Annotated in this window: 20 protein-coding genes and 1 other annotated feature; of the genes, 5 read left to right on the forward strand and 15 right to left on the reverse strand. The window is 27.3% G+C overall.

Annotated elements, in window-relative coordinates; all coding sequences use genetic code 11:
- Nucleotides 1-64: 64 nt before the first annotated feature.
- Entirely contained in the window at nt 65-679 is a 615-nt protein-coding gene (locus CLSA_RS19285) for a TetR/AcrR family transcriptional regulator (RefSeq protein ID WP_022749432.1), read from the reverse strand.
- Between the two features lie 298 nt (nt 680-977).
- Between CLSA_RS19285 and CLSA_RS19290 the strand changes: the two genes are divergently transcribed.
- The gene (locus tag CLSA_RS19290; RefSeq protein ID WP_022749436.1) at nt 978-2,900 is read left to right on the forward strand and encodes an ABC-F family ATP-binding cassette domain-containing protein; all 1,923 of its coding nucleotides are present in this window, start codon (nt 978-980) and stop codon (nt 2,898-2,900) included.
- Nucleotides 2,901-2,977: 77 nt separating this feature from the next.
- Here CLSA_RS19290 and dut read toward each other — a convergent pair whose 3' ends face one another.
- Nucleotides 2,978-3,418, reverse strand: coding sequence for a dUTP diphosphatase (gene dut, locus CLSA_RS19295; protein WP_022749437.1), 441 nt, complete (start codon nt 3,416-3,418; stop codon nt 2,978-2,980).
- 200 nt (nt 3,419-3,618) lie between these two features.
- On the reverse strand, nt 3,619-4,197 hold the full coding sequence (locus CLSA_RS23660; RefSeq protein ID WP_022749441.1) for a SpaA isopeptide-forming pilin-related protein: 579 nt from the start codon (nt 4,195-4,197) through the stop codon (nt 3,619-3,621).
- 226 nt (nt 4,198-4,423) lie between these two features.
- On the opposite strand from CLSA_RS23660, the gene CLSA_RS19305 reads away from it, so the two are divergent.
- Nucleotides 4,424-5,140 (forward strand): polysaccharide deacetylase family protein, encoded by a 717-nt coding sequence (locus tag CLSA_RS19305; protein WP_022749445.1) that lies wholly within the window; start codon nt 4,424-4,426, stop codon nt 5,138-5,140.
- A 122-nt stretch (nt 5,141-5,262) separates the two neighbouring features.
- On the opposite strand, the gene CLSA_RS19310 is transcribed toward CLSA_RS19305, so the two are convergent.
- From CLSA_RS19310 to CLSA_RS19325, 4 genes are all read right to left on the reverse strand, one after another.
- Nucleotides 5,263-5,784 (reverse strand): tryptophan transporter, encoded by a 522-nt coding sequence (locus tag CLSA_RS19310; protein ID WP_022749449.1) that lies wholly within the window; start codon nt 5,782-5,784, stop codon nt 5,263-5,265.
- A 119-nt stretch (nt 5,785-5,903) separates the two neighbouring features.
- Nucleotides 5,904-6,139: a binding site (T-box leader), on the reverse strand.
- A 113-nt stretch (nt 6,140-6,252) separates the two neighbouring features.
- Nucleotides 6,253-7,965 (reverse strand): putative bifunctional diguanylate cyclase/phosphodiesterase, encoded by a 1,713-nt coding sequence (locus tag CLSA_RS19315; protein ID WP_022749453.1) that lies wholly within the window; start codon nt 7,963-7,965, stop codon nt 6,253-6,255.
- Between the two features lie 185 nt (nt 7,966-8,150).
- Complete coding sequence (locus CLSA_RS19320; protein ID WP_022749457.1) at nt 8,151-8,339, reverse strand: DUF4250 domain-containing protein; 189 nt, start codon at nt 8,337-8,339, stop codon at nt 8,151-8,153.
- Between the two features lie 225 nt (nt 8,340-8,564).
- Nucleotides 8,565-9,431, reverse strand: a complete 867-nt coding sequence (locus CLSA_RS19325) for a tRNA 2-thiocytidine biosynthesis TtcA family protein (RefSeq protein ID WP_022749460.1) — start codon at nt 9,429-9,431, stop codon at nt 8,565-8,567.
- Nucleotides 9,432-9,783: 352 nt separating this feature from the next.
- On the opposite strand from CLSA_RS19325, the gene CLSA_RS19330 reads away from it, so the two are divergent.
- From CLSA_RS19330 to CLSA_RS19340, 3 genes are all read left to right on the forward strand, one after another.
- The gene (locus CLSA_RS19330; RefSeq protein ID WP_022749464.1) at nt 9,784-10,374 is read left to right on the forward strand and encodes an ECF transporter S component; all 591 of its coding nucleotides are present in this window, start codon (nt 9,784-9,786) and stop codon (nt 10,372-10,374) included.
- A gap of 443 nt (nt 10,375-10,817) precedes the next feature.
- Nucleotides 10,818-11,795, forward strand: a complete 978-nt coding sequence (locus CLSA_RS19335; RefSeq protein ID WP_022749468.1) for a P1 family peptidase — start codon at nt 10,818-10,820, stop codon at nt 11,793-11,795.
- A 162-nt stretch (nt 11,796-11,957) separates the two neighbouring features.
- Nucleotides 11,958-12,146, forward strand: a complete 189-nt coding sequence (locus CLSA_RS19340; RefSeq protein ID WP_022749473.1) for an alpha/beta-type small acid-soluble spore protein — start codon at nt 11,958-11,960, stop codon at nt 12,144-12,146.
- A gap of 171 nt (nt 12,147-12,317) precedes the next feature.
- Here the strand turns inward: CLSA_RS19340 and clpB are convergent, their stop codons facing one another.
- The 8 genes from clpB to CLSA_RS19375 form a co-directional block, all read right to left on the reverse strand.
- Nucleotides 12,318-14,912: an ATP-dependent chaperone ClpB gene (gene clpB / locus CLSA_RS19345; RefSeq protein WP_022749477.1), complete on the reverse strand. Its 2,595-nt coding sequence runs from the start codon at nt 14,910-14,912 to the stop codon at nt 12,318-12,320.
- A 406-nt stretch (nt 14,913-15,318) separates the two neighbouring features.
- Nucleotides 15,319-16,584 (reverse strand): helix-turn-helix domain-containing protein, encoded by a 1,266-nt coding sequence (locus tag CLSA_RS19350; protein ID WP_022749481.1) that lies wholly within the window; start codon nt 16,582-16,584, stop codon nt 15,319-15,321.
- 5 nt (nt 16,585-16,589) lie between these two features.
- Complete coding sequence (locus CLSA_RS19355) at nt 16,590-17,900, reverse strand: helix-turn-helix transcriptional regulator (protein WP_022749485.1); 1,311 nt, start codon at nt 17,898-17,900, stop codon at nt 16,590-16,592.
- 303 nt (nt 17,901-18,203) lie between these two features.
- Nucleotides 18,204-18,377 (reverse strand): hypothetical protein, encoded by a 174-nt coding sequence (locus tag CLSA_RS22990; protein WP_022749486.1) that lies wholly within the window; start codon nt 18,375-18,377, stop codon nt 18,204-18,206.
- A gap of 249 nt (nt 18,378-18,626) precedes the next feature.
- Nucleotides 18,627-19,583 carry a ribonuclease H family protein gene (locus CLSA_RS19360; RefSeq protein WP_022749489.1) on the reverse strand — a complete coding sequence of 319 codons (957 nt, stop codon included), beginning with the start codon at nt 19,581-19,583 and terminating at the stop codon, nt 18,627-18,629.
- Between the two features lie 12 nt (nt 19,584-19,595).
- Nucleotides 19,596-20,564 carry a YkvA family protein gene (locus CLSA_RS19365; protein WP_022749494.1) on the reverse strand — a complete coding sequence of 323 codons (969 nt, stop codon included), beginning with the start codon at nt 20,562-20,564 and terminating at the stop codon, nt 19,596-19,598.
- Nucleotides 20,565-20,756: 192 nt separating this feature from the next.
- Complete coding sequence (locus CLSA_RS19370; protein WP_022749498.1) at nt 20,757-21,203, reverse strand: 4Fe-4S dicluster domain-containing protein; 447 nt, start codon at nt 21,201-21,203, stop codon at nt 20,757-20,759.
- 80 nt (nt 21,204-21,283) lie between these two features.
- Nucleotides 21,284-24,268 carry a DMSO/selenate family reductase complex A subunit gene (locus tag CLSA_RS19375; RefSeq protein ID WP_077393855.1) on the reverse strand — a complete coding sequence of 995 codons (2,985 nt, stop codon included), beginning with the start codon at nt 24,266-24,268 and terminating at the stop codon, nt 21,284-21,286.
- Nucleotides 24,269-24,632: the final 364 nt, after the last annotated feature.

Below are 24,632 nucleotides of genomic sequence, written 5' to 3' on the forward strand. Positions count from 1 at the left end.
ACTTGAAAATTTCACATTCTATAAGTGTAGAATGTTCAAGTAATTTATGATATTTTTAATATTATTAAACACCTATCATAGATAAAATTTTCTTAAATAATATTGGTTTTATGCTTTCAATATCCGTTGGTTCTTTTAAAATTATTGTTGTAAAGCATACGCTTCCAACTAATTCAATTATCATAAACAAAGTCATTTCAGCTTCATCTTTTTGAATGCCATAATTTGTTAAATTTCTAACAAAAATATCTAGAACATTTTTTATCTCATCATATTCTTTTGGCTTCATCATAGCTTTTCTATATAATCCCCATGAAATATTCTTGTTTATAAGTTTAAGTAAAGATTTATTCTCCTTTAAATAACTTATTATATAGTCTAAAAAAAATAATGTTCTTTTTCTAAAATCGTCAATTCCTAAGCTATTTGCTTTCTTTAAGCCATCTTTTATGATTTCATTACTTTTTTGAAGAATTAATTGATCTAAGAGATCATATTTATCTTTGAAATATAAATAAAAAGTGCCTTTTGCAACACCTGCTAATTTTACAATATCATCTATAGCTGTTTTTTCTACTCCTCTTGTAACAAATAAATTATATCCAGCTAAAAGTATCTCTTTTTCCTTAAGCAATTTCTTTTTTGTAGTAATACTTATTTTTTTGTTTTTCAAAGTCATTTTACTCCTCCAAGTGCACATATCTTATATTATAAATCAAACATATCAATAATCCAAATAAATCCATAATATATTTCTATTAATATGAAACTCTTGATTTTTCTTAAATTCTGTCTTATATCTTTACTAAAATTGATATAACAGATATAAAATAGTATAATTATTAAAGAAAATTTAATTTTATGTATTTTGATAAATTCATACACTACTCTACTTTGTAACTATATATATTATAGTCTAATTAAAATTAAGAGTAGTATTATTCAATTTTTTTCATTTAACTACTGGAGGATAAAAAATGATAGTTTTAAGCTGTAAAAATATATACAAAAGTTATGGGATAACGGATGTTTTAAAAAATATAACATTTTCAATTAATGAAGGAGATAAAGTTGGTATTATTGGCTCTAATGGTGAAGGAAAATCAACTTTATTTAAAATACTCTCAAAAGAGATTTCTCAAGATGATGGTGAAGTTTTTATTGATAAAAACAAATCTTTAGGCTATCTATCTCAGCATCTATCTTTGGATTCTTGCCATACAATTTACGATGAAATGCTTCTAGTTTTTGAAGATCTTCAACGATTAGAAAAAAAGATTGCTGATTTAGAAACTAAAATGAATAATGAAACTTATGATATTAATAATGCTGATTATCACGAAAAGATTATAAAAGATTATGGAACAGCTCAAGATCTTTATGAAAATAGAGGTGGATATACGTATAAAGGAGAAATATCCCGTGTAATTAAAGGGCTAGGTTTTACAGATACTGATTTTGATAAGTTAATTTCAACTTTAAGCGGTGGACAAAAAACTAGAGTTGCTCTTTGTAAGTTATTACTTTTAAAGCCAGATATACTTCTACTTGATGAACCGACTAATCATTTAGACTTAGATGCTATTGAATGGTTAGAAGAATATTTAAAAACATATAAAGGAACTGTAATTGTAATATCCCATGATAGATTCTTCTTGGATTCTGTAACAACAGCTACTTTTCAAGTTATAAATGGTCACGTAAATTGTTATAATGCGCCATATACAAAATCTTTAGAATTAATGAAGAAAGATCATGATGCAAAGTTAAAAGCTTATAATTTACAACAATCTGAAATCAAAAGACAAGAAGCAATAATAGAGAAATTCAGATCATTTAACAGAGAAAAGAGTATTAAAAGAGCTGAAAGTAGAGAAAAAGCTCTTGATAAATTAGAACTTATAGATGCACCAGATGAAGAAAAAGCTGCATCTAAAATAAAATTCGAAGCATCAGTCAGAAGTGGATATGATGTACTTCATATAGAAAATCTAGCAAAAAGTTATGGTGATAAAAAACTGTTTTCTAATTTATCCTTTGATTTAAAAAGAGGAGAAAAAATAGCTCTAATTGGTGAAAACGGCCGTGGAAAAACAACTCTATTTAAAATAATTATGGATAAAATAAAAGCTGATAGTGGTGTTAAGGTCCTAGGTGCAAATGTTAATGTTGGTTATTATGATCAAGAACAATCTAATCTTAATATGGATAAAACTATACTAAATGAAGTTTGGGATGATTTTCCTGAATTAACTACGACTGAACTTAGAAATGTTCTTGGTTCCTTTTTATTTAAAGGTGATGATGTATTCAAAGATATAAATAAATTAAGTGGTGGAGAAAGATGTAGAATAAACCTTTTAAAACTAATGTTATCTAAATCAAATCTTCTGCTTTTAGATGAACCTACTAACCATTTAGATATTCCTTCTAGAGAAGCTCTTGAAGATGCTATTCTAAGCTATGATGGTACATTAATAGTAATATCTCATGATAGATATTTTTTAAATAAAGTAATTCATAGAATCTTAGAATTAGAGGAAAATGGAGTTAACGAATATCTTGGTAATTATAATTATTACACTGAAAAGAAAAAGAATCCTCAAAGATTTGAATCTTATGAAAATTTAGCAAGTGGAAAAACCAAAACTCAGCTAAATGATGAAAAAAAGAAGAAAAAAGCTTTAGAAAAAGAAATCAAAGCTAAGCAAAAGGAAATTAAAGATATAGAAGATAAAATAAGCAAAAATGAAGAAACTCTAGAAAAACTTCAAGAAGAACTTTGTAAAGAAGAGATTTACTCAAATCCAACCGAAAGCGAAAGAGTAAATAAGGAAATTAAAGTACTTGAAGAAACTATTGAAAAACTATACGAAAAATGGGAAGAACTTTCTGATTAATTTAATCATTTGATTATATATTATATATTGCCGGTATTGTGAACATTAATTCTTTCACAGCACCGGCAATTGTAAATTTATCTTATCCCTGAAGACCCAAAACCTCTTTCGCTTCTTTCACTATTAGATAATTCTGTTTCTTCAACTACATTAACTTTAAACACTGGTTTTATAACCATTTGAGCAATTTTCATTCCTTGATCAACTTTAAATACTTCTTGACTATGGTTAATTAGAATCACTCCGATTTCCCCCCTATAACCTTCATCAATAGTTCCTGGAGAATTCAATGTTGTTATTCCATTCTTTAATGCTAATCCGCTTCTTGGTCTTATTTGAGCTTCTGTATTTCTTGGTAATTCAATTTGTATTCCAGTATGTACTAACCCTCTTTCCCCAGGATTTAAAACTAATCCCTCTACTGCATACAAATCTAATCCTGCATCACCTTCATGCGCATAATTAGGTAATATTGCTTTATCATTAATTTTTCTTATTTTTAATATGTATTCTTCCATTTATTAACCACCTTTAAGCTTTTTATTAATTATGATTATAACCTAATACTAATAAAAAAAGCTACTTCTTTACTAATATGATTGATTTTCAATGTTAAATATAATATTTGATTTGTATATTTATTTAAATTTATAAAAAAAAGGTTATATTAAAACAACAATAAAATTTGAATCTTATATAACCTTTTTTCTTATGTCTATTATTTGCATCTATTTTTTGCTAAAAATCGTTTGATTTTATTAATTATTATAATTTTTTGTTTTTTATTAGTCTCACTTATAGTTACTTCATTCCAATCTATATATTTAGGCTTTTCAAAATATCTTTTATCAACAATTTCTATTATTCTATAGCATCCTTCCTCAACTTTTGGAAAAATTACTGTTCCTTCTTCATTTGTCATTCTAGATTCAATAAGTATTGGAGATAATCCATTAATCCTATACAAATTAATTTTTACCCCTTGCAAATATTCATGTTTTGTACAGTCCAATATGGATTTGACTATAATTTGTCCACATATCTCTTTCTTTTCTACTATATTTTTTTCTTCTTCTTTAAAAGATTTATTTATATTTTTTTCCTCTTCTTCAGAAGATTCATTTAAATCTTTCTCCTCTATATCGTAAGATTTATTTGTATTTTTCTCATCTAAAATTTCAAATATACAATTACCTTCATCACACTCATAATATTTTATCTTATTATCTCCAGCTGACATCCTAAGATTAAGCTCATCTATATTCTCATTTCCAACCATTGATTCATTATTATCCATAAAAGCTTCCTTTCTAATTTATCTCTATACATATATTATGATTAAGAATCTTTTATGTGATTGTAATTTAAATACATGACGTATACTATAGTATAAAAATTTTATAATATGGTATATTATGTATAACTTCCATTAAATCACTCTAATTAAATAAATATTTTAATTAGAGTTGTAAATAATATGTTTGTATAAGGGATACTCAAAGAATAATTAAGAAGGTGATAATATGAAATGGACTACTTTTAAAAAATTAACTATCTTTACTTTAATACTAATTAGTATAACAAATCTTCAAGCATTAGCTCTAGATACGCAAGATAATAACAATAAGAAGACAATATACTTAACATTCGACGATGGTCCAGCTGGAAAAGTAACTAGTGATACTTTAGATATATTAAAAAAAGAATGCGTTCCTGCAACATTTTTTCTTATTGGTGAGCAAATAAAAGGACAAGAAGATTTGGTTAAGAGAATGTGTAGCGAAGGTCATTCAATAGGACTGCATAGTATGACCCATAGAAAAGGATATTTATATTGTTCAAATGAAAATTTTTTAAAGGATATGCTTGAAACTCAAGAAGTCATTAATTCTGTTGTTAATTTTAAACCAACGATTTTAAGATTTCCTTTTGGATGTAATAATAATAGCTATAAACTTTCTCACTCTATGGTAGACCTACTACATAAAAATAATTTAAAAATTTATGATTGGAATACTGATAGTACAGACGGTGCTAACCCCCATGCAGATCCTAGCAGATTTATAAAAAATGCAAAAAGTGATAAAGATACTATATTTTTATTAATGCATTGTGCTTATATGAGTAAAAATTCAGTTAAAGCTCTCCCAACTATAATCAAATATTATAAAGATAAAGGATATGAATTCAAGGCAATAGATGCAAATACTCCGGAAGAATTTCATTTTATGAAAAAATAATGTTTTATAAAATAACATTAAAAATAGGTTATAAATAATCTGCATAGATATTTATAACCTATTTTTTATATAATTACTTTATTTGATATTCAAAAATATCAATGTATATTTTCTAATTGCATTTATTCATTTATTACATAAACTCCATTAGATGATGTAATTTTTTCAATAATTTTAAACATTGCAATTCCTATTATTGTATTCACCACAATAGTTGGTATAACTACTGATATAAATAAAGCTTGAAATGATAATCCTGCTGGTAACCCTACAAGTTTCATTAATATTGTTAAAAATGTTATTCCACTTATTAAAGTTCCTAACGGTAATATTAATGATATTTGTTTTATTCTACTTACTTTATTTCTTATTGGTATTAATATTAAATATATAACATTACAAGTAATAAACTTATCTATAATATTAGGTACTAATCCACCTGGTGTTTTACTTGTAATTCCAGCAAAAACTCCTATAATAATTCCACATATTAATGCAGTTTTATACTCTTTATTAAATATTATTATTATAAATAACATTGCTAAGGAAAAATCAGCTTGCATCCCAAATGGTGGTGTAATTTGATGTAGGATTGCACCTATAGATATTAAAATTGCATTTGTAACCATTCTTTTTGTATTCATAATTAAACTCCCCCATTTTTATTTCTTATTTATTTTTACGTGTCTAAACTAACTTTCTTTCATAACATAATCATCACTCCTCAATATTAATGAGAATAAAAAAAACTCCGTCCTATAATTAATAGGACGGAGATTATCCGCGTTGCCACCTAGATTGCATAAAAATGCCTCTCATTATCAGATACTAACATATCTTATTCGCTATAACGTGCGACTTACGGCTAAACTACTCTTTTAAAAATTTCATTTCGCTCCTCAAAGGCCCATTCATCATTAGCTACCGTGCTGAAATCTCACCATCATCAGCTCTCTTTAACATTGCATCCTGATTACTATCCCTTTTCTTAGGATTTAATTTATATTATTATATTATACTAGTAAAATTTATTTGTCAATTATTTATTAATAAGTTTATTATTCTAATTTTTCTTTCAGGCAAATTGAACTTGTTACTTATTTTCATGTGCCTTAAATCTCTTTTCCAACTATATTTACTATATCATTGAACATTCTAGGCTTACTAAAATAATATCCTTGAACAATATCGCATAAAATTGTCTTTAAATATTCGACTTGAAATCCATCTTCGACACCTTCTGCAACTACTTTTATTCCGAGTTGATGAGATAAATTGATTATATTTTCTACAATACATTTACTCTTTGGATTACTTACCAAATCAATTACAAAACTTCTGTCTATTTTCAAAACATCTATTGGTAATTTAGTCAAATAATTTAAAGATGAATATCCAGTTCCAAAGTCATCCAATGCTATGCTTATTCCTAAGTCTTTAATATCTTTAAGAATTTTAACATTTTTATCAAAAGATTTCATTAACATACTTTCTGTTATTTCTACTTCAATATATCTTGGTGAAATATTATATTTTTTTATTAATCTTTTAAATTCAGATAATACAATATCTTCTCTTAATTGCATCTCTGATAAATTAACTGCAATTTTAAAATTATCATTTCCTTCATTCAAAAGACACTTAGTCTTTTTAAACACTTCCTCTAATACAAAATTCCCAATAGGAATTATCATCTTTGAGCTTTCTGCAATTGGTATAAACTCTCCTGGACTGACTAATCCGAATTCCTTGCTATTCCATCTTGCCAAAGCCTCAAATCCATTAACTAGAGAATTATCTAAAGACACTTTAGGTTGAAAAACAACATAAAATTCATTGTTTTCTAAAGCAGTTCTTAATCCCTTTTGTAAACTATATGTTCTTCTAAACTCAACTGAAATACTATCATCAAATAAATTAAATTCATTCTTTCCGTTCTTTTTGGCTTTATACATTGCTGCATCGGCATTTTTTAATAATGTATTATAATCTATTCCATGATCTGGAGATAATGCTACTCCAATACTTGCAGTTAAATAAATTTCCCTTCCATTTACTATATTAGGCATATTGAAACATTTAATTAATTTATTAGATAATTGTACTACATCATCTATACTAATTATATTGGGTTTGAATAATAAAAATGTATTTCCGCTATACCTAGATATTATCAAATCTTTGATATCTAATGCTATTATACTTTTAGCAACTTCATTCAAAAGTAAATCTCCAAAATCATGATTATATGAATCATTTACAAATTTAAAATTATCTAAATCAACTACAAACATCGTAGTTCTTATATTTTTATAAAATGCATCCTTTAAAAATTTAGAAACGCTATTTTTAAATGAATATGAACTAGGTAAACCTGTAATTTTATCAAGGTCAGTATTTAAATCTAATCTATGGTCAAGTGATTTTATTGTATTGCAATTATTATCTATATCCTTTAATAAATAATTTGTTCCAATTAAATAATATTTAAAGTCATTTTTAATAACTTTTCCTATAAATATCAGCTCAACTAAGTCTTTATTAATTTTTAACCTATATCTTTGATGTAATTCTTCTTTTTTTTTATAAATACTTTCTAAATTCATACTAAAAAAGTTCATCATATTCCTTTTATCATCACTATGAACAAATTTAATAAATTTATTTACGCTTTGATTTTTCACATCATAGTCTTTTAAAACATCGAGTATTTTATCTTCTATCATTAATTGTGATTCCAATGGATTCCACATCATTGTAATTCCATTAATATATGAAGAATGTATTACTTCCTCATGATTCAATTTAAATTCTGCCCTATTCATAATATTACAATCCTTCACAAATTACTTTAATTTTGATTACTTATCTTCATTAACCTCTTTAATTTTCTTATCTTTTACTAATGATGCTATTAACGCAGTTGTTGCTACTAAAATTGTAACTATTTTTCCTGTCTTTTTTAGCTTCATATTTAACCCCTCCTAAGAAATTTTATCAAAATTGAAGATTATTTAAATTGATTTTCGCTTTGATTATAATTATATCCAATATCATTAAGTTTTTTTATAACTTCATCTTTTGTTATCATTAGTTCTTCACATAAAATATCCAATGAGGAATATTGATCCCTTAATTTAGTATTTATTATACTTAATAATATATTAGGATCCATAGTTTTTATCGAATTATCTGTCATTCTTAATCTTCCTTTTATCTACACTTGATATAATATTTATACTTATTACTATATATTATAATCTTACAATTCAAAAGTATTTTCCATTTAATATTTTACCAAATTATGTATTATTTTTTGCTTATATTATATTACATCTAAACATAATATAACATACATTCCCAAATTAATAAATAGTTTTCATTATTTTTGTAATATTACCTTTTTCTTCTAAATTCATTCGAATTATTCTTCATCATAAGAATCTAAAAATGAATATTTTTCTTTTCCCTTTTGCCAACCTAAAATACCATCCATACTAACATTTTCTGCTGCTCTAAATATAGATTTGTCTACTCCATCAAAATTTTCTTTTAATTGCTTAATTAAATCCTTTATTTCATATCTCTTATTGCCTATTTTTTCAGCTGCAACCATGCATGCACAGTTTAATGGCCATATTCCACTATTTTTTATAAATCTCTTTATATAATCTTCTTCTATGTAATACATAGGTCTTATTAATTCTAAATTTTCAAAGTTCTTCGACTTTAACTTTGGCAGCATTGTTTTGAAATTACCTGAATATAGTAAATTAAGCATTGTAGTTTCAATAACATCATTATAGTGATGCCCTATAGCTAATTTATTACATCCAAATTCTTGTGCTTTTGCATAAAGAGAACCTCTTCTCATTCTTGCACATAAGTAACATGGATAATCCTTAGCCATTCTATCTACAACTTCAAAAATTCCTGATTCATACATATGGATTGGAATATTTAGATATTCACAGTTTTCTAGTAAAAGCTTCTTGATATCTGGATGATATCCTGGATCCATTGCTAAAAATACTACTTCAAATTTAACTTGACCATGCCTTTGCAATTCTTGAAATAATTTTGCCATAAGGATACTATCCTTACCCCCTGATATTCCTACTGCTATTTTGTCTCCTTCTTCAATTAACTTATAATCCTTAACAGCTTTAACAAACTTTGACCAAATGTGTTTTCTATAAGTTTTAACAATACTTCTTTCAATATCTTTTAGTGGCTTTTTTTCTTCATCCGGTATAATTCTCGGACAGCCTTTTCCTGCAATTGTACTCATTATTACACTTCACCTCATTATTTATTTGAATACGCCTTACTGACAATCATGTTATAAATATATACTATTATTACTTACAATATCCTTTACTTAAAAAGTTTATAATGAACTATCAACATTTACAAGACCTTTATCATTAATATTAGTTTATTTAAAACGCTTGAAAGGATATAACAAATTCAAATATATTTTTAAATTTATGAATTTTATATAACTTTATTGAATATTTTTGATAAAGTGATAAAATACTATTGTCGGTATTCTTCTTTAGAAACTGAACGGAAATTCATATATTATATATCGGTTTTTCCGAATTATATCCATAATTAAGGAATAAGAACGGAGGTACTTAATGGAAAGAACTAATACAAAGCAAAGATTATCTGTTAGACAAATCACGATGATTGGCATGTTATCTGCTATTTCAATTTTCTTAGGCTTAACAGGTCTCGGATTTATTCCTATTCCACCTGTAAAAGCTACTATTATGCATATTCCAGTTATTATAGGGGCTATTGTTGAAGGTCCTATTGTAGGAGCTTTAGTTGGACTAGTTTTTGGTTTATTTTCAATGTATCAAGCTTTTACAACACCACTTCCAACTTCATTTATCTTTTGGAATCCTATAATAGCCTTAGTTCCTAGAATTCTAATCGCTATTATAGCATACTATGTTTATGTTTTTTTTAGAAATAAAATACATAAGCAAAGTATAAGTATTGGTATAGCAGCAATATGTGCTACTTTAACAAATACAATAGGAGTTTTAGGCTTAACTTATTTAATTTATGTAGATAAATATTCTGCTGCTATTGGAATAAATAGAGCTGTTGCTGGAGCTACTATTGGCATGATTGGTGCTACTAATGGAATACCAGAAGCAATAGTAAGTGCTGTTATTTCAATTCCTGTTATAATTACTGTATTAAAGATTAAAAAATAGAAATTTTAATTAGACTTTTAATATATTTGTATTAGGCACATGAAAGAAAATAACAAGTCCAAAATGTCATGATTATTTTTTATCAGGCAATGAAGGGGATTTGTCTCATATCTGGCTATTAAAGTAATCTGCTAACGTAGCATGATGAAAAATAGGCTTGGCAGATGGGCTTGTTATTTTTTTGAATGTGCCTTATTCAAATGACCAATGATTTTAAAATATAGTTTATTATCATTGGTCATTTGCGTATTATATTAGGCACAATTAAATAAACAATAAATTCATTGTAAGATTATTTTCCATCATCCTAAACCGCTAAATTGACATAATAAACACGCTATGATGACAATTTGCATCCTTACATGATGAAAAATAGACATAATAAAACTTGTACCCATTATTTATTTTCATGTGCCTTATAAAAAATAGAAGGAGTGTTTTTTTTGAAAGAAATCAAATTTTGTGATATAGATGGTATAAAACTTGGGCATTCCCAAAATATTAATGGTGGAACTGGTTGTTCTGTTGTTATATGTGAACAAGGTGCAACTGGCGGAGTAGATGTACGTGGTGGTTCACCTGGAACTCGAGAAACTGATTTACTTAATCCAATGGAAATGGTTAATAAGATTAATGCAGTAGTATTATCTGGTGGTAGTGCATTTGGTTTAGATGCTTCTGGTGGAGTTATGGAATACTTAGAAAACAAAAATATCGGTTTCGATGTAACAGTTACTAAAGTTCCTATCGTATGTCAAGCTGTTCTATTTGATTTAGCTTTTGGTGATCCTAGAATACGACCAGATAAATCAATGGGCATTGAAGCATGTAAAAATTCAGAAGTTTATAAAGATGATATCAATGGAAACATAGGTGCTGGTTATGGTGCAACTGTTGGTAAATTCTTAGGTACTAATTATGCTATGAAAGGTGGACTTGGAACATATGCTGTTAAAGTTGGTGACCTAGAAGTTGGTGCAATTGTAGCTGTTAATTGTTTAGGTGACGTTATTGATCCATCTAATCTTGATATAATAGCAGGTGCTTATGATCGTAAGAACAATAAATTTCTTAATACAGAAAAAATTATATTAGATAACTTAGAAAATCCTAAAAATCCGTTTAAAGGAAATACAACAATAGGAATTATAGTAACAAATGCAGATTTCACAAAAGCAGAAACTAACAAAGTAGCTTCAATGGCTCATAACGGTTATGGTAGAACTATGAGACCAGCACATACAATGTTTGATGGTGATACAATATTTACCATGGCTACAAATAAGATTAAAGCGGATGTTACAACAGTTGGAATGCTCGCAGCTAATGTTATGGAAAAAGCTATCTTAAGAGGAATAAGATCTGCACAAGGATTATTTAGTATTCCTTCTTATTCAGATATTAGAGAAAACTTATACTAATTATTTATTATTATGTTGTATTTTTTGCCTAATATAATTATTTATTACTCATATCCCTCCCATTACATAGATTATAAATTTTTCTTTTCCATATAATATTACTGCAAAGCAAAAAGAAATGCTTAGCAAGGAAAAATTTATATTTCAAAGGAGGATTATGTTATGGCAAATTCACAATTATTAGTACCTGAAGCAAAGAACGGTTTATCAAAATTCAAGAACGAAGTAGCAAGTGAAATGGGAGTTCAATTTTCTGATTATAACGGAAATCTTTCTTCAAGACAATGCGGTAGCGTTGGTGGAGAAATGGTTAAACGAATGGTACAACAATACGAATCTGGCATAAAATAATATTTCTCTAGAGATGTACCTAAAAAGGGAGATAACTTTCTTCGAAGCTATCTCCTTTTATTTTATAATAATTCAAAAATATTTACTATTTAATAATTAAAGAAGTCTGCTATTTTAAACAGACTTCTTTAGGAACATTCAAAAAAATATCTTTTTCAAATATTTATCCTACTAAATTGCATTTATTAATATTTCTTCATTGTTACCATCAATTCTAACCTTTGATCCATAATTCAATTCACCTTTTATTATCATTCTTGCAAGTCTATTCTCTAAGGTATTTTGAATATATCTCTTTAATGGTCTTGCTCCATAAACTACATCATAACCTTCTCTTGCCATTATTGTTTTAGCTTTATCAGTAATCTCTATTTCAATATTCTTATCACTCAATCTTCTTGATACTTCTCCTAAGAATATATCTATAATCTTCTTGATGCCTTCTTCTGATAATGGTTTAAACATTATTATATCATCAACCCTATTTAAGAACTCAGGTTTAAATCTTGATTTCAAAACACTCATTACTTTTGATTTTATATCTTCTTCAACATGATCTTCATTTTTATTTTCTAATAAATATTCACTACCAATGTTTGAAGTCATTATTATAATTGTGTTTTTAAAATCTACTGTCTTTCCTTTATTATCAGTTAATCTACCATCATCTAAAATTTGAAGGAATATATTAAATACATCTTCATGTGCCTTTTCAATCTCATCAAAAAGAATAACACTATATGGATTTCTTCTAACAGCTTCTGTTAACTGACCACCTTCATCATATCCTACATATCCTGGAGGTGCTCCAACTAATCTAGATACTGAATGTTTCTCCATATATTCTGACATATCTATACGAATGATGTTATCTTCAGAATCAAATAGATTTCTAGCTAAAGTCTTAGCTAATTCTGTTTTACCAACTCCTGTAGGTCCTAAGAATATAAATGAACCTATTGGTCTATTTATATCTTTAAGTCCTGCTCTTGCTCTTAAAATAGCATTAGTTACAGATTCAATAGCTTCACCTTGACCTATTACTCTCTTACTCATTTCATTTTCTAATCTTAAAAGTTTTTCTCTTTCTCCCTCAAGTAAATTGTTCACTGGAATTCCAGTCCATTTTGAAAGAACTTGCGATACCTCTTCTTCAGTAACCTCTTCCTTTAATAAGGCTCCCTCATAATTTTCTTTTGCTTCAAGTTCCTTTTGTTTAATTTCTTCCTCTAAAGCTGGAATTTTACTATATTGAATCTCTGCTACCTTATTGTAATCAAAGTTTCTTTGAGCTAATTCTATTTCTCCTCTTGCCTCATCTAACTGGCTCTTTAAAGTTTTTATAGCTGTTATATGTTCTTTTTCCTTAGTATATTTTGCAGTCATTTCATCATTTTTTTCTTTTAATTCAGCAAGTTCTTTTTCTAAATCCTGCAATCTTTTTATTGATCCTTCATCTTTTTCCTTTGATAAAGCTTCTTTTTCAATTTCCAATTTAAATATATTTCTTCTTATAACATCTAATTCGGTTGGAAGAGAATCAATTTCTGTTCTTATCATAGCACCAGCTTCATCAATTAAATCAATTGCTTTATCTGGCATATATCTATCTTGAATATATCTATCAGAAAGTTTTGCAGCAGCTACTATTGCTGAATCATGAATTCTAATTCCATGATGAATTTCAAACCTTTCCTTTAATCCTCTTAAAATTGCTATTGTGTCTTCAACACTTGGTTCATCAATAATTACTGGTTGGAACCTTCTTTCTAATGCTTTGTCTTTTTCAATATATTGTCTATATTCATCGAAAGTTGTAGCACCTATACAATGAAGTTCGCCCCTTGCAAGAAGTGGTTTAATTAAGTTTCCTGCATCCATAGCTCCATCAGTTTTACCTGCTCCAACTATAGTATGAATTTCATCAATGAATAATAAAATTCTTCCTTCACTGCTTTGAACTTCTTTTAATACAGCTTTTAGTCTTTCTTCAAATTCACCTCTATATTTAGCACCGGCAATTAATGATCCCATGTCTAATGAAAATATGATTTTATCTTTTAAACCTTCTGGAACATCTCCTCTAACAATTCTTTCTGCCAAACCTTCAATAATAGCTGTTTTACCAACACCAGGTTCTCCAATAAGAACTGGATTATTTTTTGTTCTTCTTGAAAGAATTCTTATTGTTCTTCGTATTTCCTCATCCCTGCCAATAACAGGGTCAAGTTTATGCTTTTTAGCAAGATCAACTAAATTAGTACCATATTTAGCAAGAGCATCATATGTTCCCTCAGGATCTTGACTATCAACTTTTTGGCTTCCCCTTACTTCAGAAAGGACTTTTAAGAACCCGTCTTTAGTAATATTGTATTGTTTTAATATCTTAGAGACTTCTCCATTATTATCAACTTCAATAATAGCCAACATCAAATGCTCAACACTTATATATGAATCTTCAAATTTTTTTGAAATCTCTTCAGCTTTAATTAAAACTTCTTCAATTCTCCTTGTTATATATACATTTTGAGCTCCTTCACCCAAAACTTTTGGCATTGAATCAAGTATTTTATTTACTGAACCCTTTAAACTCTTTATTGGTATTCCCATTTTAGTGAAAATATTAGGCACTAATCCATCATCTTGTTCTACAAGAGCAGAAAAAAGATGGATTAAATCGATTTGTTGATGATTAAATTTAACAGCTGTAACATTTGCATCATTTAGTGCTTGTTGTACCCTTAATGTCATTTTATCAACGTTCATATTTCTTCCTCCTTGTATTCTTAATATAATTAATCGCTCTAGAATAAATTAACCATATTAATTTTTCTTACTACTAAATTTCTTAATCGTTATTTTTATTATTATATTTTTCTCTCTAAATATATAATAATACCAAGGTCAAGGAAAGTCAAAGTTTATTTTAAAAAAATTTATCTTTTTTATTATAATCTTTTTTGATAATAAATAAATATTAATAATCTAATGAATTAATCTTTAAAGTTATAACTTAAAATATGTTGTAATAATATTAATAACAGCCTAAACTAAATATAGTTTAGGCTGCTATCTTTTTTACTAATTTTTAGTAATTGTATAAATTAAATATAAATCTAACTCTCATTGTTATTATAAACCTTTAAGATTTTTCAATACTAAGATTGTAGTGTTAAATCCTCTTATCTACTGTTAATGCTAAATTAAAATATTTCAGTGAATCTGTAACAGCACCTAACTCATGATATAGCTTTGCCATATCTATGTATCTAATTTTTCTTTCTTCTCTTGATCCAAACTTAAGCAATGAATCTAAAGATAGGTTCATGTACTTTTCTGCTTCTATATGTTTGTCCATTTTTTGAAGAATAATACCTTTTAAATAGTAAGATTTTTCAATAAGCTTTATATTATCTGTTGTAATTGCCATATTCAATGCTTGTTCTGTGATTCTATATGCAATTTCATATTGAAAATTATCAACTAATATTTTAGTACAATCATTTAAAAATTCAACATTCTTTTCTTTATTATCATCTGGAAATATTTCTATACCTTTTTCTATTTCTTCTATGGCTTTTTCCTTTTCTCCCACTTCAAAATAGTACTTTCCATAATCCCCTCTAGATAATGCTAATGAAATTGGATTATACTTTTGATATTCAAATGCCTTTTTCTTATACTCATCTATACATCTTTTCTGTAATTTAATACATGCTGTAGCATAAATATGATATATCTTACCTTTGCTCTCATCTGTTCTTAAATTATCTACATATTCTATAACTTCTGTTAATATATCATATGCGTCTTGAAATTTATTTAAATTCTGATAACAAATAGCTTCATTATAACCTATTAAACAATATTCGCCTTTATCAAATCCTTCTTTTCGTTGAAGAAGCATTTCACGCAACTTACCATAATAAGATATTGCCTCAATGTATTCTTCATTTTGCGAAAGATATCTGGCCATATCTTTAAAATATATAGCTGTATTTTCTTCTGTATTATTTCTTTGATATAAATCATAATATTGTGATACTATTAACTGAATATTTTCCACTTTATTTTCTTCTACATAATAAGAAAATAATATATGTATTAATTCAAATGCTAAATCATAGTACTTATACTTAAGTGCATATCCCAAATTATCTTTTAATTTATCTTCCGAATCTGCATCACTTGAAATATTCTTTTTTATCGTTTTTAAATTATTCAATATCTGTTCATAAACATCTTCAATTAAATAATCTAAATCCATTTCTATTTTTTCTGCTATATATTGAAGTAACTCCTTGTCCGCTTTAGCTTTTCCATTTTCTATACAACTCATTTTAGCGATTGATATTTTATCTTCACATAATTCTTTTAATGTGATTCCTTTAAATATTCTAGCCCTTTTTATTTTTTCTCCAGTAGATAGTATTTCCACATATATCACCCATTTACTTTTAGTTTTGATTCTGCTTCATTAAATAACTTTATGCCCTCATTTAAATAATATGAGGCCTCTTTTTCATCTTTTTTATCCATGAAACTTTTACCTACTTTCATGGCTAATTCCCCTGCCTTAGCTAATTTCCCATTATCTTTTGCAAATATATATGTATCTATTAATACATTTTCTGCTTCATCTTTTTTATCATTAATATTAAACATTGTATATTTAACAAGCTGACACTTAATTTTTCTATCAATATCATTTTCTTCAAGGTTATGTTCAATATCATTTAATATTTTTTCACATTGCTCAATATTTTTTAATTTTAAATAATTTTGACAGATATCTATTAATATATCATTTATCTGCCCAACATGATTTTGAATACTTACATTTCTAGATATCTCATAATGCTTAAATGATTCATCTATATTATCTAATTCATAAAATAACTTTCCTAAATTATGCTCTATATTAACTATACTCTTGTTATATTTTATTTTTTTATAAACTTCCAATGTCTTCTTTGAGTATTTTATAGCATTTGTTAAATCACCTTTTTTATTGAAATCTTCTGCCAAAGAAAATAAGTTTTTAGCATAATCATCATCATTATATATTTGTTCAAATCTCCGTTTTGCCAAATATGAATATTCTAAAGCCAATTGCAATTCTTCTACATTATAATATGTTCTAGCCATATTATAATGTATTTCTCCAAGTAAAAAGTCATCTACGATTTCATTATCTAAATACACTTTTTCAGCTTGTTTCAAATAGCTGCTAGAAGAATGGTATGCTCTAAGCTCTAACGCTATATTGGCTAAGTTTAGGAAAGTTTTTATTATTTCTTCGTAATTATTGTTCCTAACAAAAATTACATTTGAAGATAGAAAGAACTTTTGAGCCATAGGAAAATCCCTTTTATACATATATGCTTCAGCTGTTATGTAAAATATTTTTGCTTTCCTATATTCTAAATTATATTTTTCTGAATAGTACAAAGCATTATCAATATATCGTTGTCCTTTTTCACAATCGCCTTGCAATATACATGATTCTCCTACTTGTTCATAATAAATACTAATCTTTTCAGCTTGGCTCTCTTCTGATTCCATTAAATATTCAACAGTTGTATTTAAACTTGCAGCCAGATATTCTAATAAATCAACTGATGGATTTGAACGCCCAGACTCAACCAAACTTATTTGTCCTGGAGTTATTCTGTCTTTAGCTAAATCTTTTAAAGTCATATTTAATTGTTTTCTTCTTCTTTTTATTTTTTCCCCCAATGATAGAATTTCCATTTCTTCAATCCTTCTCTATTCAACAAATTATTTAATTACTTGATTATATTTTTTTTAATTATAACATAAATTTATAAAAAACTGCATAAAAATATAAGTTTTTTGCTAAAATTTATATAATTTAATTTTATTATCCATTTTTCTTTATAATACCTTAAATAAGTCTTATGTATTTTCTTTATAATTTCTAAATAAAAAAGAGACTGTCGGATTAGCGGATTAAAATCTTTTGCGACAACCTCTTTAATAGTAGTTTTAATATATATTTTTAATTTCACATGATTGTTCTAAAATATCTTAATATCAATCTCTCCAATCATGCATTCCATCCATAGTAGCCTCGGCTATATTTCTTATTCTTCTACCTGCTCTTTTCATGTTTTTTTTTGTTTTCCTATTTTGGTAAGGCATCATCATCATTTCAGCTGCTGCACCTACCATAAATCCCATCACCATTCCTCTTGTAAATCTTCCCATAATTTAATACCTCCTTAAATTAAGCATATCTCCAAAATAAAGAGTCAATATAACTATACTTATTAGATTATATTAAATCCACAAAATTCACTGATGATATTCTATAATTAAAATTAGATTTCTTTGTATATTATTTCGAATTATTCATCAGTTTTTGACTTATCATTTTTTAATATGCCTTAAATTATTTTATATAAGTAGGTTATGCATTAATGAAAAAGTTATCCAAGTAAAATTTGCCCATATAATTTATTTTTTATCCAATAAATATAAAATAAATTTTTCTTTTTCCTTACTCAATAATTTTGATATTCTTTTTCTTCCTTCTTTTTGATTATATTTATATAAGTCTTCAATTTCTTCAAAATCTAATTCATTACCTTTACCTTTTTCCAATATAATATTTTCATTTTTAGTTTCTTCAACACTCTCAGGTAATATTCTTTCTTGTCCACTGATTATTATATTATTTGATGAATTGGGTGCAAGGCTTAATATTTGATTTTTCACTTCATTATCTAAAACTTCTATAATATTAGAACTTAACCACTTTTCAACAATCTTATCAGAAGATATACCTAAGCATTCCTTACATTTTTCATCAACTAGCTCATTAAACAAATCTCCAGTATGGCTATCCACCTTAACAAAAACAACTTCAATTCCTGAATTCATAAGCTGCTGCATTTTATTATAATAATTCATTGATGATGTTTCTTTTCTATCCCATGCTCCAGTTGCATGATGTGCTATACCTTCATAATCATGAAACAGAACAATTTTCTTTTCTCCATGTTTTAATCCATATTCAACTGCTCTTATAGCGCCTTTAAGTTCACCTGCTATTTGTCTTATGTTTTTTTCTGAAGTGTCCTTGTCATCATTACTTTCTATATATTCCACCACATTATTTTTAACACATACTACTCCATATGAATATCTTTCATCTGAAGAATTATAACTACCATCAACATAAGCATGAAGACAGTCCTTTGGATAATTTTCATCACTCTTCTTAAGCATTCTATTTCCTTCATTTAGATATGCATTGGCATCATTCATACTTTCAAAGCTTTTATATTTAGCTCCCTTTACTCCCTTAACATATAATAAGCATTCTGCCCATGTATTAACTATTATATTTTCTATTTTTTTATTATTCTTAAAATCAAATCCTGATTGAATTGCATAAACTTTTTTCGCCATGTTTTTTCCTTTCTATAACGTTGATAATTCTTCTATTACCTCATACAGCCTTTGTACATTTTGAGCTTTAGTAAAGTTACTTAAATATTCAATTCCATTTTTTATTACTACAAAAATATCATTTTTCCCTGTCCAATTTTCAACTATTATAGAAATTGGTACATCATTAAGTATCTTATTTAATGTAAAAAATATAACTCCAACATCATCAATAACACCTATAAATGGTATTCTGTTTGGTATTAGATTTGTTGGTACTGTTATATAAGCTATAGATGCTGACATTATCAACTTAGTTTTTATTGAAACTCTCTTATCCTTAAGCAATCTATATATTAAAGAAACTATATCTGGTAATACAAATATATAATCTTTATATTTTTTTACGTTAGTAGGTAATTTATCTTCTAAAATCTTTCTTCCCTTGGAATAATTATCTTCTATTTTAGCTATTGATTCGAGATTCAATATATCATTTTCACTTTTCTCTTGTTCTTCTATTGTATCCGTTTCAACTGTTTTTATTAGTTCTCCAGCAATAGAAATATTAACATCTCCAACTTCTACCCACAATTCATCTCTCTTCATGAACATATCATTAATATTTATATCGACAAAAGGAACATTTTGAAGTATCTTTTTCACATCGATAATTACATTATCTTTATTACTTTCAATATAATACTCATTAATCGCTTTAGCTAATTTCTTCAATACAAAACTTCTAAACATTCTTAACATACCAAGATTTAATATTTTAACTTTAGATATTCTAAGATGAATTTTGTTATTAATACAATCTATTAATTCTGCCTTAACAAGGAAATCTATACTAATTCCACTTTTAAAATTTCCTTCTACAATCAATGAATTATTTATCTTTATACTTTTTAATGTCAATCCATCAATTTTAACAAATTCATTGATAATGCTTAATATATCACTTCCAAGCAACTTAACTTTCACTTCTGATATGTTCATACTTCATTCCCCTTTTAGAGCATATTTCTAAATTATTCAAATTAACATATTTTATATTTTCACTTAAAAGTATACAATAGTTCAAAGAATTATTAAAGACATGCTTTCCATACTAAGGTAATTCAGCTTATGATCATATTTTTTAATTATGTCTTAGACACAGTCAAAAAAATAATAATTTCATATGCCTTATTAATCTACACTTTTTATGCTTAATAGATGCAATGGGCATGCATCTATGCATATTGGATTTTTACCTTCATTAAGTAATACTATACACATATCACATTTTATAGCTTTTCGAGTTTGTTGTTGCATTTGTATAGATTTATACGGACATGCATTTGCACATGCACCACAACCAATACATTTTTCCTCATTTATTATAACTACTCCATCTTTAACTCTTTTTATTATTGCATTAACTGGGCATATTTCTATGCACATCGGTTTATTGCAATGATTACAACTAGTACTTCTATAATTTACTTTTATATTTTGATTATGATCTATGACCTCTTCACTGATTACTCGTCTTAAATTAATTCCTACTTGCAACGAATGTTCATCCTTACATGCTTGTTGACATGCTTTGCAGCCAGTACAATACTCATTTTCTTGATTAAATTTTAACTGCACAACTTATCCTTCTTTCTCTACTAATTTTTAGGCACATGGAAACAATGAACTTTTTATTTATTTTCACGTACCTTATTCTTTTAAATGCGCCTTACCTCTACTAAATTACTATGTTGCGGGTTTCCTTTTGCAAGAGGTGTTGGTTTTGAAATAGTAAGAGTATTAATATTTCCTCTAATATCAATGCCTTCATTATTAGCTCTATACCAAGCACCTTGTGCTACCGCAATTACTCCTTTTACAATACGCCTTGTTATATGTGCTTTAATTTGAATTATTCCTCTGTCATTCCAAACCTCAACCAAATCATCTTCTTTGATATTCCTCTCCTTTGCATCGCTTGGATTAATCCACATTTTATGTGGCTCTATTTCTTCCATCCAATCATTATTATCATGAATAGAATGGCATCTTGTCTTTGTATGCCAGCCTATCATCTGGAGTGGAAATGTTTCTCTCTTGGGATCATTTATTCCCTCAAATGCACCTATATATTTAGGTATTGCCGGTATTTCTTTTGGATTATTCAAATCATATAATCTCTTAGAAAATATCTCTATCTTTCCTGATGGTGTTGGAAATGGATTATTATAAAAATCTTCAATTTGCTCCTTAAACGCAATATAACTATCTCTTGGCTTATATTTATAAACTCCTCTTTTAGTAAATTCGTCAAACTGTGGCAGTTCTGGTTCATTCTTTCTAGTTTCTTCATAAATAGCTTTTGCCCACTCTTGTACTGTTTCATGTCCTTCTGTAAATTTTTCTTTAAGTCCTATTTTTTCTGCCACTTCTTTTAACCAATCATATTCAAATCTACCATCAAAAAGCGGTTCTATTGCTTGATTGTTATACATTATATAATCTCCTTGAGACCATGGAGTTGTAATATTTACGCCTTCGAATACAGATGTTCCAGGAAGTAATATATCTGCAAACTTAGCACTTGGTGTCATAAATAAATCTGAACATACAATAAATTCACACTTAGATGTATCCTTTAAAATTTCTATAGTTCTATTAATATCTGAATGTTGATTAATCAATGTATTTCCTGCCAAATTTATTATCATTTTTATATTACTTTTTAATTTCTCTACACCTTGAACACCATCATTTTTTGAAGTCATTTCTGTTCCTCTTAAAATAGCATCTGTCCATAGGAAAGTAGGAATTTTAGCTTTATATGGATTATCAAGAACATCTAGTTCTGGTTCTTCATGCTGCTTTATATAAGTAGCTCCAGCTGCACTCCCCCCTTTAATACCTACATTACCTGTTAAACATGCTAACATAGTAGAACTTCTTATAGTCTGTTCTCCATTAGAGTTTCTTTGCGGACCATAGCCTTGCACAATAGCTGCTGGTTTAGTTGTAGCATATTCACAAGCAAACTTATAAATAGTTTTTTGATCAACGCCTGTAATTTTCTCAGCCCATTCAGGAGTTTTCGGAATTCCATCTCTTTCACCAAATACATATGAATAATAGTTTTCTCCCTTATCAACTCCTTGTGGCATATGATACTTATCAAATCCTAAACAGTATTTATCCATGAACTCTTGATTTTGTAAGTTTTCTGATAAAATCACATATGCCATAGCATCCATAAGAGCACTGTCTGTTGTAGGTTTAAGACCTATCCATTGATCTGCAAATCCAGCTGCCGTATCACTATATCTAGGATCTACAACTATAATTTTTGCACCTGCTTCTTTTGCTTTTTTTAAATAGTATCCCATTAATGGATCAAAAATTGTTTCTGCTGGATTGTGTCCCCAAAGTATAATCAATTTAGAATTTAACAAATCCTTTGTACTATTACCCGCGTAAATTGTGCCATATGTATATGGTGTTGTATATTTAATACATGCACTGCTATAATCATTATAATATCCTAAATATCCTCCATCTAAAGCTAATAATCTTCTTGATAATCTATCTCCTCTTAGAACTGCACTAACTCCTGTTGAATAATTAACATACCTTGATTCAGGTCCATATTCTTTTTTTATTCTCTGAATTTCTGATGCTATTATATCTACTGCTTCTTCCCATGAAATTCTTTTAAATATGCCTTCACCTCTTTGTCCAACCCTCTTCATTGGATATTTCAAACGATCTGGACTCAAAAATGTTTTTCTATACCCTCTACCTCTGACACATGCTCGAATTTGCGGCCCTACATCACTTTCTTCTTCTGTATCTGTTGTTAATTTAATTATATTTCCACCTTTTACATGTGCTTTTATTATGCAACGTCCACCACAATTATTACGCCCTGAAGTTGATATAACTTCCGTCTTTTCTTCTTGCTTTATTTCATCCTCGCTAAGCTTATACAAACCTATCTGTTTTTCATCATCTTCATGTAATTGTATATTAACATCATTGTTATTAAATATTTTTATTTCTTTCAATTTTAACAGAGAATCTATTTCTTGATTGACATAATCTAAAACTAAATAAGATATTTCTTTATAAAATTGATGTGTTGATTTTTTTCGTAATATTTCACAAAATGAAGATAAGAATGTTAAAATATGATTATTTAAAAACTCCAATTGTCCATCTACATATTTTTTAAACTCATCTATATCATCTCTTATTAAACTTTTTATCATAGATTTATTAAGCCAAGCCATGAAGCTAAACTCCAGTCCAATATGATCACAAGGTTGCTTTATATCTCTGATTACCCCAATTCCCCATTTTTTATAATACTGTTGAACCTTTAAAGTATTTTCATCTAATAAAATATTTTCACTACCCTTATATACTGATTCCCATAATGGAAGATTAAAACCTCGTGTTCCTTCAAACAAAGAAGAATATTCCTCGTGTATCTTTATCCATTCTTCATTTTTGTATGACTTTAATTTCTTTAATTGTTTAATAAGCAATTCTACTTCTTTTAATTCAACTTTTTCAAATTGTTGAATTTTTTTATAATCTAAAAAATTATCTATAATTTCTTTTGATGGCACTTTCAATAAACTTACTGCAAAGAAATTATATGTCCATATCTTTAATTGAATTTGACTTTCCAATTCTTGTTTATTCATCTTTTCTATTTCCTTTCTCATATCTTCCTATAAAATTAATCGAATTAATTATAATTAGGCACAATCAAATAAACAACAAATCCATCTACTAGCCTATTTTCCATCATCCTGAGTCAGAAAAATCGCATAATAGACTTATGATGGCACTTTGCTTCCTTGTCCTATGAAAAATATGCACCTTTAAAGAAGCAGCTATGCTGCATATAAGAACATCTCATAGCCGCTTTGGGCTTGTCATTTATTTTCATGTGCCTTAAATAAGCATTATAAAATAATATCAAAATTCATAACAATATAGATGCGGATGGGATAAAGTACATTTTATAGATACAGATACTCGATAATAACACTAATTAAACTTTAT

It is taken from the genome of Clostridium saccharobutylicum DSM 13864 (assembly GCF_000473995.1).
Lineage (GTDB): Bacteria > Bacillota > Clostridia > Clostridiales > Clostridiaceae > Clostridium > Clostridium saccharobutylicum.